The sequence below is a fragment of the Enemella evansiae genome (assembly GCF_004362375.1).
Lineage (GTDB): Bacteria > Actinomycetota > Actinomycetes > Propionibacteriales > Propionibacteriaceae > Enemella > Enemella evansiae.
Genome location: NZ_SNXA01000009.1, coordinates 161,267 through 175,172, shown reverse-complemented (window position 1 = coordinate 175,172; position 13,906 = coordinate 161,267). Strand labels below are relative to the sequence as shown.

Annotated in this window: 13 protein-coding genes and 1 pseudogene; 7 read left to right on the top strand and 7 right to left on the bottom strand. The window is 69.0% G+C overall.

All coding sequences use genetic code 11. From position 1 onward, the window contains the following. Nucleotide 1 precedes the first annotated feature (1 nt). The 4 genes from C8D81_RS20885 (at nucleotide 2) to C8D81_RS08965 (ending at nucleotide 3,820) form a co-directional block, all read left to right on the top strand. Complete coding sequence (locus tag C8D81_RS20885; protein WP_166646740.1) at nucleotides 2-910, top strand: DUF2510 domain-containing protein; 909 nt, start codon at nucleotides 2-4, stop codon at nucleotides 908-910. Nucleotides 911-947: 37 nt separating this feature from the next. Then, on the top strand, nucleotides 948-1,883 hold the full coding sequence (gene pheA, locus C8D81_RS08980; protein ID WP_133625948.1) for a prephenate dehydratase: 936 nt from the start codon (nucleotides 948-950) through the stop codon (nucleotides 1,881-1,883). An 87-nt stretch (nucleotides 1,884-1,970) separates the two neighbouring features. Further along, nucleotides 1,971-2,567: a hypothetical protein gene (locus tag C8D81_RS08975; RefSeq protein ID WP_133625947.1), complete on the top strand. Its 597-nt coding sequence runs from the start codon at nucleotides 1,971-1,973 to the stop codon at nucleotides 2,565-2,567. 368 nt (nucleotides 2,568-2,935) lie between these two features. Further along, nucleotides 2,936-3,820, top strand: coding sequence for an ImmA/IrrE family metallo-endopeptidase (locus C8D81_RS08965; protein ID WP_133625946.1), 885 nt, complete (start codon nucleotides 2,936-2,938; stop codon nucleotides 3,818-3,820). An 85-nt stretch (nucleotides 3,821-3,905) separates the two neighbouring features. Here C8D81_RS08965 and C8D81_RS08960 read toward each other — a convergent pair whose 3' ends face one another. Beyond that, the gene (locus C8D81_RS08960; RefSeq protein WP_094403271.1) at nucleotides 3,906-5,498 is read right to left on the bottom strand and encodes a diacylglycerol kinase family protein; all 1,593 of its coding nucleotides are present in this window, start codon (nucleotides 5,496-5,498) and stop codon (nucleotides 3,906-3,908) included. Between the two features lie 43 nt (nucleotides 5,499-5,541). Beyond that, the gene (locus tag C8D81_RS08955; RefSeq protein ID WP_208109195.1) at nucleotides 5,542-6,057 is read right to left on the bottom strand and encodes a gluconokinase; all 516 of its coding nucleotides are present in this window, start codon (nucleotides 6,055-6,057) and stop codon (nucleotides 5,542-5,544) included. A 94-nt stretch (nucleotides 6,058-6,151) separates the two neighbouring features. Here C8D81_RS08955 and C8D81_RS08950 point away from each other — a divergent pair, with 94 nt between their 5' ends. The 3 genes from C8D81_RS08950 to C8D81_RS08940 are packed head-to-tail and all read left to right on the top strand — an operon-like array spanning nucleotide 6,152 to nucleotide 8,959. Continuing rightward, nucleotides 6,152-6,862, top strand: a complete 711-nt coding sequence (locus tag C8D81_RS08950; protein WP_094459872.1) for a FadR/GntR family transcriptional regulator — start codon at nucleotides 6,152-6,154, stop codon at nucleotides 6,860-6,862. 9 nt (nucleotides 6,863-6,871) lie between these two features. Continuing rightward, a complete protein-coding gene (gene serS, locus C8D81_RS08945; protein WP_133625945.1) occupies nucleotides 6,872-8,152 on the top strand; it encodes a serine--tRNA ligase in 1,281 nt (426 codons plus the stop codon). A gap of 42 nt (nucleotides 8,153-8,194) precedes the next feature. Then, nucleotides 8,195-8,959 (top strand): HAD family hydrolase, encoded by a 765-nt coding sequence (locus C8D81_RS08940; RefSeq protein WP_094357782.1) that lies wholly within the window; start codon nucleotides 8,195-8,197, stop codon nucleotides 8,957-8,959. Nucleotides 8,960-9,131: 172 nt separating this feature from the next. On the opposite strand, the gene C8D81_RS08935 is transcribed toward C8D81_RS08940, so the two are convergent. The 5 genes and pseudogenes from C8D81_RS08935 to C8D81_RS08915 all read right to left on the bottom strand — a co-directional run bounded on the left by C8D81_RS08935 (nucleotide 9,132) and on the right by C8D81_RS08915 (nucleotide 13,904). Then, a complete protein-coding gene (locus C8D81_RS08935; RefSeq protein ID WP_094357715.1) occupies nucleotides 9,132-9,704 on the bottom strand; it encodes a WhiB family transcriptional regulator in 573 nt (190 codons plus the stop codon). A 535-nt stretch (nucleotides 9,705-10,239) separates the two neighbouring features. Next, nucleotides 10,240-10,749 (bottom strand): annotated as a pseudogene (locus tag C8D81_RS08930) (bacterial proteasome activator family protein). A 123-nt stretch (nucleotides 10,750-10,872) separates the two neighbouring features. Next, nucleotides 10,873-11,595, bottom strand: a complete 723-nt coding sequence (locus C8D81_RS08925; protein WP_133625944.1) for a YaaA family protein — start codon at nucleotides 11,593-11,595, stop codon at nucleotides 10,873-10,875. Nucleotides 11,596-11,615: 20 nt separating this feature from the next. Further along, nucleotides 11,616-12,794: an MFS transporter gene (locus tag C8D81_RS08920; protein WP_133625943.1), complete on the bottom strand. Its 1,179-nt coding sequence runs from the start codon at nucleotides 12,792-12,794 to the stop codon at nucleotides 11,616-11,618. A gap of 261 nt (nucleotides 12,795-13,055) precedes the next feature. After that, entirely contained in the window at nucleotides 13,056-13,904 is an 849-nt protein-coding gene (locus C8D81_RS08915) for an LLM class flavin-dependent oxidoreductase (protein WP_133625942.1), read from the bottom strand. Nucleotides 13,905-13,906 lie beyond the last annotated feature (2 nt).

The window sequence follows — 13,906 nt, the reverse complement described above, 5'->3', positions numbered from 1 at the left end:
GATGCCGGTACGCGTAGGTCAGGATCTCGATCCGGAGCTGGGCCCGCGCCCCGACCCGCCGCCCCGGCCCGGCTGGTATCCCGACCCGCGCGAACTCGACGATCCCGACCCGGAACCGGCGTACCGCTGGTGGGACGGCCGCGCCTGGACGGCCTGGCTGGCCGACACCCCCTACGCCCCGTCGCCGCGCGGGCCGGCTCCTTCGGTGCTGCCGCGGGCGGAGCTGCGTCGGCCGCGCTCGGCCCGGTGGCTGCTCGCGGTGCTGGTGCTCACCTCGCTGCTGCTCGGGCTGACCGCGCTCTCGATCTATGGGCGATCGCTGCCGCAGGCGGTGCCGGAGGCGCCGACCCCGTCCTCGCTGGGTACGCCGCAGCGGACGGCTGCGGCCTGGGGGTTCCGGGACCGGACGGTGATTCTCGGGGAGCGGTTGGAGATGACGCTGGCCGAGGTCGCCTCCCCGGATCTGTCGGTGCAGCAGGTGTCCGGGCTGTACCAGCACTGCTGGATCGCCTCCGCCCAGCAGCGGTCCGATGAGAAGCAGTCCGCGCAGCAGGTGCTCGGCTATCTCGATCCGACGCTCGTGGTGCCCGGGGACTCGGCGGCGACCGCCCGGCGCACCTATGAGCAGATGCGGGTGAAGCTGACCGCCTCGGTGCCGCTGGAGTGGAGCTCGCCGCGGATCGAGCCGTGGCCGGGGCTGCCCGGGGCGACCCGGGTCACCGCCGAGGTGCGCTACCAGAGCCCCGATCCCGAGCTGGTCGCCGAGGAGGTCACCATGCTGGTGCTGCCCTGGCAGAACGGGCGGGCGTCGGGAATGGGGGTCTGGCTGACCCTGGTACCGACCAACGCACCGGCAGAGGTGCGGGATTCGCTGACCGCATCGCAGGCCACGATCCGGCTGGTGGGCTGAACCGGGTGCGGCGGCCCGCGCTGTTAGCGTGACCGCCATGTCAGCGGAGGAGAGGTACGGCTATCTGGGGCCGGCCAACACGTTCTGCCACCAGGCCCTGCTCAGCATTCCGGACGCTCCGCCGGACCCGGTGCCCTATCCGTCGGTGCTGCTGGCGCTGGAGGCGGTCCGGGCCGGTGAGATCGCCGCGGCCCTGGTGCCGATCGAGAACTCCGTCGAGGGCGGGGTGTCGGCGACCCTGGACGACCTGACCTACGGCAGGCCGCTGCGGATCGTCAGCGAGGTGCTGCTGCCGGTGCAGTTCAATCTGTACGCACGGCCGGGTACGAAGCTGAGCGAGGTGCACCGGGTGGTCAGCCATCCGCATGCGATCGCCCAGGTCCGGCAGTGGCTGACCACCCATCTGCCGGATGTGCAGATCGTCACCGAGGGCAGCACCGCCGCCGGTGCGGTCACCGTCGCCGATCCGGAATCCGGTTTCGACGCGACGGTCTGTGCGGCGGTGGCGGGGGAGGCCAACCGGTTGACCGCGCTGGCCACCGAGATCGCCGACAATGCCGATGCGGTGACCCGCTTCGTGCTGGTCACCCGGCCCGGGCCGCCACCGGAGCGGACCAGCGCCGACAAGACCACTGTGGTGGTCTTCCTCAACGATGACGACTCCGGGTCGCTGATGCGGATGCTGGAACAGTTCGCCTCCCGCGGGGTGAACCTGTCGCGGATCGAGTCCCGCCCCAGCCGACTCGTGCGGGGGGCGTACAGCTTCTCCATCGACGCCCACGGCCATCTCGCCGACGAACGCGTCGCCGGTGCCCTGAAGGGCATCAAGCGGACCAGTCGGGAGGTCGTCTTCCTGGGCTCCTACCCGCGCGCCGACAAGGTCCGCCCCGCCGTCGACCGCGGCCACACCGACGGCGACTACCGCGCCGCCAACGAGTGGCTGGACGGCCTGATCGACCGGGACGGCGAGTGAGCTGCGCACGCCGGGTGTGGCAATAGGCCCGGTCAAGACCGCGGTGCCTATTGCAAAGTGACTATTCCGTGAAGTATATTCATGAACATGTCATTCAGTGAGGACCTAGATCCTCTACATGATCTGGCCGACGAGATTCGCGACGCGTGGTCCGCTGAGGGTCACCAGATCGCCGAAGCTCTGGATAGGCATGCCGCCTTCGGTGATGACGGAACTGCCCGGTCCGCACTCGCGCGCAGCCTCCTCAAGGATCTGATCCGGCGGTCCGCCAGTCGTTGCTCGGTGTGGGTCTCGGACGGTAACGCGACCGCCGTCGAGGTGATGGCAATGGCTGGTGGAGTCCTCCTCCGGCTGCGGGTCCGACGAGTGCACCGTGATGGGCATGGAAGGTTGGCCGTGATCGCCTCGGACGTTCCTCCCATGGATGAGGCCGCCATCCCGGAGGAGTTCTGGGTCTTCGGATTCGATATTGATGACGACTGCGCGTTGACTGACCTGTGTATCGCCAAGGTCTTGGGCCAGACTGACCGCAAAGTACCGATGTTCGTCCTCGGACCGGAGATCCCCTTGGGACATGCAGTTGTTCCGCCGCCTAATGGGACATTCATGCCAGACGATGAGGATCTCGATGAAGCACTGGATGGGCTTGATGACGACGGTGACGAGATGGCACCTGGTGCCTGAGCTCGTGCGCGACCTCAAGCCTTCGGGTGGGATCGCTGTCCTACTGGCCTCTCTACGTTCATTGCGATAGGACTGACACGGTGACCGCATCACCAACACGGGTACGACAACTGCGTACGATTCTGGGCCTTTCCCAAGCAGCTCTTGCTGGAAGGGTGAACACGAGCACGGCGTCACTTAATCGTTTCGAGACCGGAGCTGGTCAGCTCGCTCCAGCGCTAGAGGAGGCCGTTGCGATTGAGTTCGGGTGTTCGCTTGAACTGCTTGCAACACCCACGCCTACGTATCGGTCGGCAGGTCCTTGGCTTCGGGCATACGCCGACGCATCTAGGCGGCGAGTTGATGCCCATGTTGAAGAGACACGACTAATGGTCGAGTTCGTTCAGAAGCTGGGTCTTCGACGACTGCCCGATCGGTTTCCCACGTTCACCGCTGATCCTGCAGATGACTACGAAATCGAGGTGTTCGCGCAGGAGGTGCGCGCGGCTGCCGGCATATCTGATGATTCGGTCGTCGGCAATGCGACGCGAGCGGCCGAGCGTCTAGGGTGTCTTGTAATCCCGATGGACGACGAGCTTGGGCGCCACATGGGAATGTCCATGGTGTTAGATGGCGTGCCGGTTTTGCGGGTGGCGCGACCACGGGCTGGAGGCGGTCTCCCTGGAGACCGTCAGCGTTTCACTGTCGCTCACGAGATCGGGCATCTCGCGCTGCATTGCGAACAACCTGCCCCGGCAAGTAGTCATGAGTCGAAGATTGTGGAGCGGCAAGCTCACAGGTTCGCTGGCTCGTTCCTCGCTCCGGCGGAAGCTTTGCTAGCCGGACTCGAGGAGCTAGGTGGTCGCGTCACGCTCAACACTCTCGCCCATCTGAAACAGAGGTGGGGCCTCTCGATAAAGGCATTGGTCGTTAGGTTCAGGCAGCTAAACAGGATTGACGATGCGCACGCGACGAGTCTTTATCGACAGATCTCAGCCCGGGGGTGGAATACTCGTGAACCTGTTGAGGTCGGTAACGAGGGTGCCCACTGGTTGACAAAGACGCTGAGTCGCCAGTTTCAAAGTTCCGCGGCTGCTGCAAAGCGGTTTGGTGTTGATGGGGAGGTCGTTCGAGCGTGGACCCGCTGGGAAACTGATCAAACAGGTGAGGTGATCGATCTCGCCGCGCGATTGCCATCAGAGTCCGCATCGCAACCGGTGTTCGGGGATGAGCCAGCAGATATCCTGTCTTTGCCGATCCGGACTCGTCCCTGATTCGAACGTGTGGTGCGCCGCGCCTGTCGATGAGGAGGTAACGACTGTCATGCGTCGTGCAGAAGCCGCTGCAGCGATCTGACACTCAAGGGACGAGGATCGTGAGGGCGCTGGGCATCACCTCGGCCTCCAGGGTGCGGCAGCGGCCCTCGGTGTCGCCGTCGACCTGGTAGGCATCACTGCGTTCCGCACGGACCTCGACCCGGCGGCCCTTGAGCAGGTCCATCCGCGGGTCGGCGCCGCGGGCGCGGGTCAGCACCTTGGTGGTCAGGCGCACCCAGTCGGCCGCGGTCCGCGGGGAGGCGACCAGCAGATCGAGCTGGCCGTCGGTGGCGGAGGCATCCGGGATGATCCGGATGTTGTTGGTGAGCACCCCGACATTGCCGATCAGCAGCACCGACGCCTTCCGCTTGAACCACTCGCCGTCGTCCACCCGGATGCTCACCGGCAGCGGGGGATGGTTGGCATTCTGCGCCGCGGCGATGAAGTACGCCGCCGTCCCGACCGCACGCTTCAGTTCCTTGTCGGTGCGGTCCATGATCGCCGCGTCGATCCCGATCCCGGCCATCACCCCGAAGACGTGCTGCTGTTCCGACTCCAGGCCCCGGTCGGTGGTCAACCGGACCAGGTCGATCCGCTCCCGCCGGCCCAGGAAGGCGACCCGCAGCGCCTCCGACTCATCCAGCGGGATCTCCAGGTTCCGGGCGAGCAGATTCCCTGTCCCGGCAGGGATCAGCGCCACCGCGACATCGCTGTCGGCGAGCACCTCGCAGACCGCCCGCACGGTGCCGTCACCACCCACCGCGAGCACCAGGTCGACCTCCCGGTACAGCGCCACCCGGGCCATCTCATAACCCGGGTCGTGACTGCTGGTTTCCAACCAGAGCAGGGAATCCCAGCCCCGCCGCCTCGCCTCGTACTCCACATGCCGGCGGAAGGTGGTGATGTCCAGCACCTTCGTCGGGTTGAAGATCACCGCACACCGCTTCTCCTCACCCTCCGGCACGGCCTCGGCCCGCATCCGGGGCAGTGCCAGCTCGAGCGGATTGCTCGGCAGCACCCGGACCCCGGCCGCGACCAGCGACAGCGCGGAGACCAGCGCCCCGAGCAGCAACCCGCCGACCAGGTCGGAGATCCAGTGCGCGTTCATCGCCCACCGGTCGATGGCGACGAGCACGATGGCCACCCCGCCGACGACCCGGGACGCCAACCGTCGGGTGAACGACTGCCGGGTCACCACCACGGCCGCACCGATCATGATCACCGTCACCGTGGCCGCCACCAGGTGCCCCGAGGGATAGGCGTACCCGGTCCCGGTGATCACATCCAGCGGGGTCTCCGGTCGCGGCCGCGCGATGAGCAGCTTCAGCACGACCTGGCTGCCCCACCCCAGCGGGATGGACAGGGCGATCGCGCCGGCCAGGTTGCGCAGCCGACGCTGGTACGCCCACAGCGCGAGCCCGGCGAGCACGGCGTACAGCACACCCGGCCAGCTGACCAGGGCGATCGCCTCGAAGATCTGTGCGGCCGGGGAGTTGTGCGTCAACCCGGCATAGGTGGTGGAGCGGTCGAATCCGGTCAGCGCCCCGGAGAGGACCAGCAGGGTCCAGCCCAGGAAGGCGAGGGTGAGCACGACGAGCGTCACCGACGCGGTCGGACTGGGCGGTCTGCGGGCCATGGTGGCAGCAGTCTAGGGGTGGCTTCGAGGTGTCGACGCCTGCTCAGCGAGTGTGGTCCAACCAGGCGGCGAACTCGCCGACCAGCGCATCGGCCGGGCGGGCGAAGTCGGCCGTCGTCCCGGCCTCATCGGATTCCAGCGGTTGCAGGTCGGCGTACTGGGAACGCAGCAGCGAGGCCGGCATGAAGTGCCCCGGCCGGGACTGCACCCGCGTCAGCGCCACCTCGAACGGGCCGTCCAGATGGAGGAAGACGGTGCCCGGTGCCGGGGTGCGGATCTGGTCGCGATAGGTACGTTTCAGCGCCGAGCAGGCCATCACCGCGCCCCGGGCGCGGTGTTCGGCCAACCACTCGCCGATGCTGGCCAGCCAGGGCCGCCGGTCGGCGTCGTCGAGCGGGATCCCGGCCGACATCTTGGCGATGTTGGCGGCGGGGTGGAAGGCGTCGGCGTCGGCGAACGGCACCGCCAGGCGTTCGGCCAGCAGCGCCCCGATGGTGCTCTTGCCGCAGCCGGACACCCCCATCACCACGGCCAGGGGCGCGCTATCGGGTGCGGTCATCGCAGGTGTCCGATCGTGACGGTGCCGACCCCAGGGCCGGCATTGATAATACTTTTGGCGATTGTAGCCCCGTCCGGGCCCTAGAATCCTGACCATGTCACCCACGCCGCTCACCGAGCAGATCGCCGGCGTCCTCGGCGCCCGGATCATCAACGGGGAGCTGGAGGCCGGTGAGGTGCTGCGGCTGGAGCTGCTCGGCACCGAGTTCGGCGTCTCCCGGACCGTGGTCCGCGAGGCGGTCAAGGTGCTCGAGTCGCACAACCTGGTCACCAGCCGGCGCCGGGTCGGGGTCCGCGTGCTGCCCGCCACCGAATGGAACGCGCTCTCGCCGTTCGTGCTGCAACACCAACTCGCCGGGCCCTACCGGCTCGACCAGCTGCAGGCGATCAGCCAGCTGCGGCGCGGGGTCGAACCGGTCGCGGCCGCGCTCGCCGCCGAGCGGGCGAGTGCCGACCAACGCACCGAACTGGTCGACAGTGCGACGGCGATGGAGGTGGCCAACGGCGATCTGGACAGCTACCTCGACCACGACATCCGCTTCCACAGCACGCTGCTGCAGGCCTCGGCCAACCCGCTGATGATGGCCCTGTCCGGCATCGTCACCGAGGTGCTCACCGCCCGGCACCATTACGAGCTGATGCCACCCGAACCCACCGCCGCCGCCCGTCGGCTGCATGTCGAGGTGGCGCGCGCCGTCGCCGCGGGCGATGCCGGCACCGCGGAGCGGGCGATGCGGGAGATCGTCGAGGAGGCCTGGTCCGGGGTCACCGAGATATCCGGCAGGCGGGCGGCCGCTGAACGCTAGGCTGTCCCGGTGATTGATCCCCGGCTGTTGCGTACCGACCCCGACCGCGTCCGGCGGAGCCTGGAGGCCCGCGGCGAATCCCCCGCCCCGGTCGACGAACTGCTGACCGCCGACGAGACCCGGCGTGCCTCGATCGCCGCCTTCGAGAAGCTGCGCGCCGAGCAGAAGGGGATGGGCAAGCAGGTCGCGAAGGCCCAGGGCGAGGAGAAACAGCAGCTGCTCGCGCAGACCAAGGAGCTCGCCGCCCAGGTCAAGGCCGCGCAGGCCGAGGCCGACGCCGCCGGCGTACGCTTCGACGAGCTGTTGAAGTCGCTGCCCAACCTGGTCTTCGACGAGGTGCCGCGTGGCGGCGAGGACGACTTCGTGGTGCTCGAGGAGCACGGTACGCCGCGGGACTTCGCGAGCGAGGGCATCACACCGAAGGACCACCTGGAGCTCGGTGAGCTGCTCGGCGCGATCGACATGGAACGCGGCGCCAAGGTGTCAGGTTCGCGCTTCTACTTCCTCACCGGGCAGGGCGCGCAGCTGGAGCTGGCGCTGCTCAACCATGCGATGGCCAAGGCCACCGAGTGGGGCTTCACCCCGATCATCCCGCCGGCGCTGGTACGCCCCAGCTCGATGGACGGCACCGGGTATCTCGGGCAGGGCGCCGGTGAGGACGTCTACCACCTGGAGGCCGACGATCTCTATCTGGTCGGCACCTCGGAGGTGGCGCTGGCGGCGTACCACGCCGATGAGATCCTGGACGCCGACACCCTGCCGCGCCGCTACGTCGGCTATTCGCCGTGCTTCCGCCGCGAGGCCGGCTCCTACGGCAAGGACACCCGCGGCATCTTCCGGGTGCACTGGTTCGACAAGGTCGAGATGTTCGTGCACTGCGATCTCGCCGACGCCGAGGCCTGGCACCAGAAGCTGCTCGACTACGAGCGCGACTTCATCACCTCGCTCGAGTTGCCGTTCCGGATCATCGACGTCGCCTCCGGTGACCTCGGCCTGTCGGCGGCCCGCAAGTTCGACTGCGAGGCCTGGCTGCCGACCCAGCAGCGGTACCGGGAGATCACCTCGACCTCCAACACCACCGACTACCAGGCCCGCCGGCTGCAGATCCGCGGCCGGTTCGCCGACGGGGTCCGGCCCACCGCGACGGTCAACGGGACGCTCTGCGCGATGACCCGGATGATCATCATGGTGCTGGAGAACCACCAGCAGGCCGATGGGTCGGTACGCCTGCCCGAGGCGCTGCGGCCCTATTTCGGCGGCCGCGAAGCGCTCGTGCCGGTGGCGGGCTGACCGGTGGCTGAGCAGGTGCAGCAGGACGGCTGGCGCCCGAAGCTGGTCGCACTGGACATCGACGGCACCGTCGTCGACCACGCCGGCCGGTTGCCGGATCCGGTCCGGGATGCGGTGCAGCGGGTGCTGGCGGCCGGTGTACCGGTGGTGCTCTCCACCGGCCGGAGCTGGCACGCCACCCGCCCGGTCTTCGATGCGCTCGGTCTCCCGCCCGGGTACGCGGTGAGCTCCAACGGGGCGGTGGTGGTGGAGTACCCGCCGAGTGAGGTGATCCGGCAGGTCACCTTCGACCCGGCCGATGTGATCGACAAGGTCACCCGGTTCGCACCGGATGCGCTGATCGCCACCGAGGTGGTCGGCCACGGCTACCGCGTCTCCGCCCAGTTCCCGGCCGGCGACCTGGACGGTGAGATCACCGTGGAGAGCGCCGAGCAGTTGCGACGCGAACCGGTCACCCGGGTGATCATCCGCGATCCCGGCAGCTCCGATGAGGACTTCATCGCGCTGGCCGAACAGCTCGGCCTGCACGGGGTGAGCTACTTCATCGGCTACTCGGCGTGGCTGGACATCGCCCCCGAGGGCGTGCACAAGGCGACCGGGCTCGCCGAGGTCTGCGACCGGCTCGGCGTGGACCGCGCCGACGTGCTGGCGATGGGCGACGGCCGCAACGACATCGAGATGCTGCAATGGGCCGGTCGCGGGGTCGCTCTGGGCGATGCCCCCGGTGAGGTCCAGCAGGCCGCCGATGCCGTCACCGGCCTCTTCGACGACGGCGGTACGCCGGCCGAACTGGCCCGCTGGTTCTGAGCCCTGGGCGCGGCGCGTCTGAACGCGTGCGGGGGATCGCACAGTTTCCGACACCGGAACTGTGCATAACCCCTGACAACTTCAAGGGGTCGGCGTGGGAATTGCAGAACCCCGCCGACGGGTCGCGTCGACGGGGTCCGTTCGTCTTGTGGTGCCGCGGGCCGGCGTGCGCTCAGGCGGCGCGGCGGGCCGGGATGCCGCGGGTGACCTCGCGGTAGGCGGTCAGCACCTCGGTCATCGTCGGGGTGTGCTTCTTCGGCGCCGGGGCCTTGCTGGCGGCCTCGTGGCGGTGTCGGCGCAGGTGCCGCTTGACGGTCGACAGCGAGCAGCCGAGGCGGTGGGCCAGGGTCTCCAGGCTCTCGTGCGGGTTGGCGTTGCGCAGTCGGACGACCTCGTCATGGTCGACCTGGCGATGCCGAGCGGTGACCCCGGCCAGGGTGTCGAAGTCCTCCGGGGTGACGGTGATGCCGAGCCGGGCGCGGATCTCGTGGCGCTGCCGCACGGTGGTACCGGCGACGAAGCCCGCGACGTCGTAGCGGACCACGGCGTTGTAGAGGCACTGGGTCATGATCGGGCACTCGATGCACAGGTTCTCGGCCTTGCGCGTCATCATCAGGTGTTGGCGGCGCTCGTCGGCGGGTGCCGAGGCGGTGGGCGGCTCCTCCAGCAGGCGGTGCTGGAAGAGGTCGGCGTTGTCCAGGCAACCCCGCTGCTTGGTGCTCTGCTCGATCACGTTGCTGGCCATCTTTCTTCCCCAATCCCCTTCCGTGCCTTGTCGGTGAGACCGACGCTCAGAGTTGGGTCCGTGGTTCCCCTCGGATTCCCCCGATGTGCGGTTTCTTATCCGCACCACAATCTTCGCAAAACGAAATCGGGGGTAAAGGCGGATCCGTAGGCAGCGCTACCAGAGTTGGGCTGAGTAGTTCGCACAAGCAAATCTAGGTACGGGTACCCAGGGTCCGGGAGTAGTTCGGCTCAGCACCCCTGCAGCAGTGCGGGTCAGCGCTTCGTTGAGCGTTGAAATGCTTGCTGGGAGTGCTACTCGACAGGCGATGGAGTCGGGGCGTTTCAGCCGGGGAGCACTCTCATCAGATCTGGCAACGCGGCGGGGTCGGCGAGCGTCAGCCCGGCCAGTTCGGCGGGTGCGAACCACCGCAGATCATCATGTTCATCGGGTGCGCGGTTGACCGGCCCGCCCACCCAGTCGGGTGCCGGTGCGCCAGCAGGACGCGGCCCTCTCGGACCAGCGCCGCGACGGCGATCGGGACGGGATCGGGCACTCAGAGGTACATGCCGGAGCCGCCGCTACCCGGCTGATTCGGGTCGTGCCCGGGCTGACCCGGCTGGCCCGGCTGGCCCGGCTGGCCCGGCATCGGGCCGGCCCCGGGCGGCAGCGCCCGGCGCATCTGCTCCAACTGGGCGCGGGCGGCCATCTGCTGGGCGAAGATCGCGGTCTGGATGCCCTGGAACAACCCCTCCAGTCAGCCCACGAGCTGGGCCTGGGCGATCCGCAGTTCGGCATCGGAGGGGGTCGAACCCTCGGCGAACGGCTCGGTGATCCGCTCCAACTCGGCGGCCAGCTTCGGATCCAGCCCCGACTTGAGCTCCTCGATCGAGGTGCCGTACGCCTCGGAGATCCGCTTGCGCGACGGGTCGTCGAGCGGTGCGGCCTTGATCTCATCGAGCAGCTTCTGCGTCATCGTGGCGATCCGCATCACCTTGTCCGGCTGGGACACCATGTCGGTGACCGATTCGCGGTCCTGGTCGGGCTCGGCGGATTCGACGGCCATCGCCTGCGGCGAGACCACATAGACCCGGCCGTCGTCGGTCTGACCGGCGACCACCCGCCCGCGCTCGCCCTGCTCGGATCCCTGATTGGACTGCTCCGGCCGCTGTTCGCTCATGGGCAGAGTCTAGGTCGCGGGGATCTCGAGGCGATGCGGGCCCCCGCCCTCGACGGCCACCTCGCGGCCCCAGCGTCGGCTGGCCACGTCGAGGGCCTGGTCGAGGCTGCGCGGGGCCGGCTGGCTCTGGCAGAGCAACCGGGCGAACACCCCGCGATTGTGCTTGGCGTTGTGGCTGGCGCCGCGGACCGACACCTGCACCCAGCGCTCGGCCGGCGGCCGCCAGGCGGCGACATAGGCCGCCGAGCGGCAGTCGACGAACCAACCGCCCGAGCTCAGCACACCGTCCAGCTGCTCGGCCCAGAAGCTCGACAGTCTCCCGATTCCGGGCAGGTTGGCGCCCATCGACAACCGGTAGGGCGCGATCCGATCGCCCAGGCGTACCACCCCGTAGAGGGCGGAGAAGATCAGCACCCGCTGCTGGGCCCGGCGGCGTTCGGCGGTGTCCATGCCGGCCAGATCGAGCGCGTCGAAGAGCACGCCGGTGTAGAGGTCCGCGGCCTTGCTGGCCGGCGCGGTCTCCAGTTCGAGGTTGCGGGACAGTTCGTCCGCTTTTCCTTCCGGTACGCCGATCGCGCGGGTCGCGGCGGCGGAGTCGCCGAGCTCGGCGAGCGCATCGGCGACCTGTTGCCGGGCCCAGGTGAGCGCGGGGAAGCTCAGCGAATCCCAGTCCATCGGGCGGCCGCGACGGGCCGGGGTCTTGGACTCCGAGGGGGGCAGCAGGATGAGCACCGGGCCAGCATAGGAGGGGCTCAACCGACCGGTTCGGACACCGGGTGCGCGCGGCGCCGGTGCACCCGGCGGACCAGCGGCCAGGCCAGCGCGATGATCACCGCGACGACCCCGCCGGCCACGAAGCCGGCCGGCCAGCCGGCCTTGTCGATCGCCAGCCCGATCGTCGGGGCGGTGAGCGCACCACCGGCGGTGATCATGGAACCGTGCCAGCCGAATGCCTCACCGCGGAAGCGGGCCGGGACGAGCACCGAGAGCGCGGTGGTGGTGGCCACGAAGGCGGGCGCGCAGAAGACGCCGGCGAGCAGCAGCAGCAACGTCATCGACCAGGGATCGGTGGCCAGCGCGATCAGGGCGGTGGTGACGCCGAGGCCGAGCACGGGCACCCAGGTCGGCACCCGGTGGCTGATCGCGCCGTAGAACAGTCCGCCGATGGCCGAGCCCAGCCCCCAGACCGCCATCGCCGGGCCGATCACCCACTGCGCGCCGAGTTCGCGCAGCCCGGCGACCACGCCGAGGTCGGTCGCGGTGACCGCGACGATGGTGGCCACGGTGGCGGCGAAGATCGCCAGCACCGCCGGCGTCACCCAGCGGCTCGGCGGGGCCTGCTCGGTGTCCTCGCCCTCCGAGCGCAGCGGCGGGTTCACCCAGAACATCACCACACCACCGAGCACCAGGCAGAGTTGGAAGATCATCAGCGTCCAGGTGGTGCCCCACTGGGTGCCCGCGAAGACGCCGGCCGCGGGACCGATCATGAAACAGATCTCGGCGATCACCGAGTCCAATGCCATCGCGGTGTTGCGCTGCGGCCCGGAGGTGGCGCCGGCGAGCGCCTGCCGGACCATCGAGAACGCCGGCACCGTGAACAGCCCGGAGATGACGACCAGCACCAGCAGCGGCCAGTAACCGACCCACGGCGCGATCACCCAGCAGATCGGCATCACGATCAGCGAGGGCAGCAGGGTACGCCGCAGCCCGAACCGATCGAGCATCCGGCCGCGCCAGGGACCGGCGATCCCGATGGCCAGCGTGGCCGCCATCGCGATCACGCCCGCGGCGGTGTAGCGCGGGTCGAGACGTTGCACCACATGCAGGGTGAGCAGCACCGAGGCCCCGAACATCGGGATGCGGCAGAGCGCGCCCAGCAGCAGCACCTGACGCACCACCGGGATCGCCCAGACCTCGGCATATCTCCTCACCCGAGTGAGGCTAGCCGCGGTGTCCGACGGCCGCTAACGAGTTCTTCGCCCCCAATGGACGGGCGCCAACCGGTCCGGTTCTGATGCCAAGGAGGTATCAAAGAATTTCGTGATGCTCACCGGGCATCAAACGGATCCTTGATGCTCACCGGGCATCAAACGAATCCTTGATGCTCACCCGGCATCAAGCGAATCCTTGATGCCTCACGGGCATCAAAGGTGCATCGTTCGGGCGGGTGGGCGAGGGGGATGATCGGGACGTCAGCGCAACCGGGGGAGCTCGGCGGCGACGGCCTCGAGGACCTGCTCCGATCCGCGGTAGGGGTCGGTGGGTCGCGGCCAGTGCAGCACCACGTCGGTGAAGCCGAGCTCGGCGGCGCGGCCCAGCTGATCGAGGCAGAATTCCTTGCTCTGCAAGGAGAATTCGGGCCCGGCGTCGATGCTCAGATAGCGATCCAGTGATCGGCCGCCGGCCTCGGCCAGGGCCTCGGTGAGCTGGCGTACGCCCTGCCACCAGGCCTCGTTGTCATCCCCGCCGATGCCGGTGGTGGCCCAGCCGTCGCCCTGTTCGATCGCGAGCCGCATCCCGCGCGGGCCGGTGGCGGCGACGACCACCCGCGGCGGCTCGGCGGCGGCCCCGGCGAGGTTGCGATAGCCGTGCACCGTGTAGCGCGGGCCGGAGTGGTTCAACGGATCCTCCACCAGGGCACGCCGCAGCAGCCCGACGAACTCTCCGAAGCGCCGGGTCCGCTCACCGCGGCTGAGCTGCTCGCCGAGCAGCTCGGCGTCGGTGTCGCCGCCGGAGCCGATCGCGCAGATCACCCGGCCCGGCCCGGCGACGTCGGTCAGGCTGACCAGGTCGCGGGCGAACGGCACCGGGTGCCGGAAGTTCGGGGAGGCGACCCAGGTGCCCAGCGGGATCCGGTCGGTGACGGTGGCCGCCGCGGTCAGCGTCACCACCGTGCTGTGCCAGGGCGCGTCGGGCAGACCGCTCCAGACCAGATGGTCATAGGTCCACGCGTGGTCGAACCCCAGTTCCTCGACCGCCCGCCAGCGCGGTGCGGCCTCCGCCCAGGCGTACTCCGGCAGGATGCAGACGCCCACCTTCATCG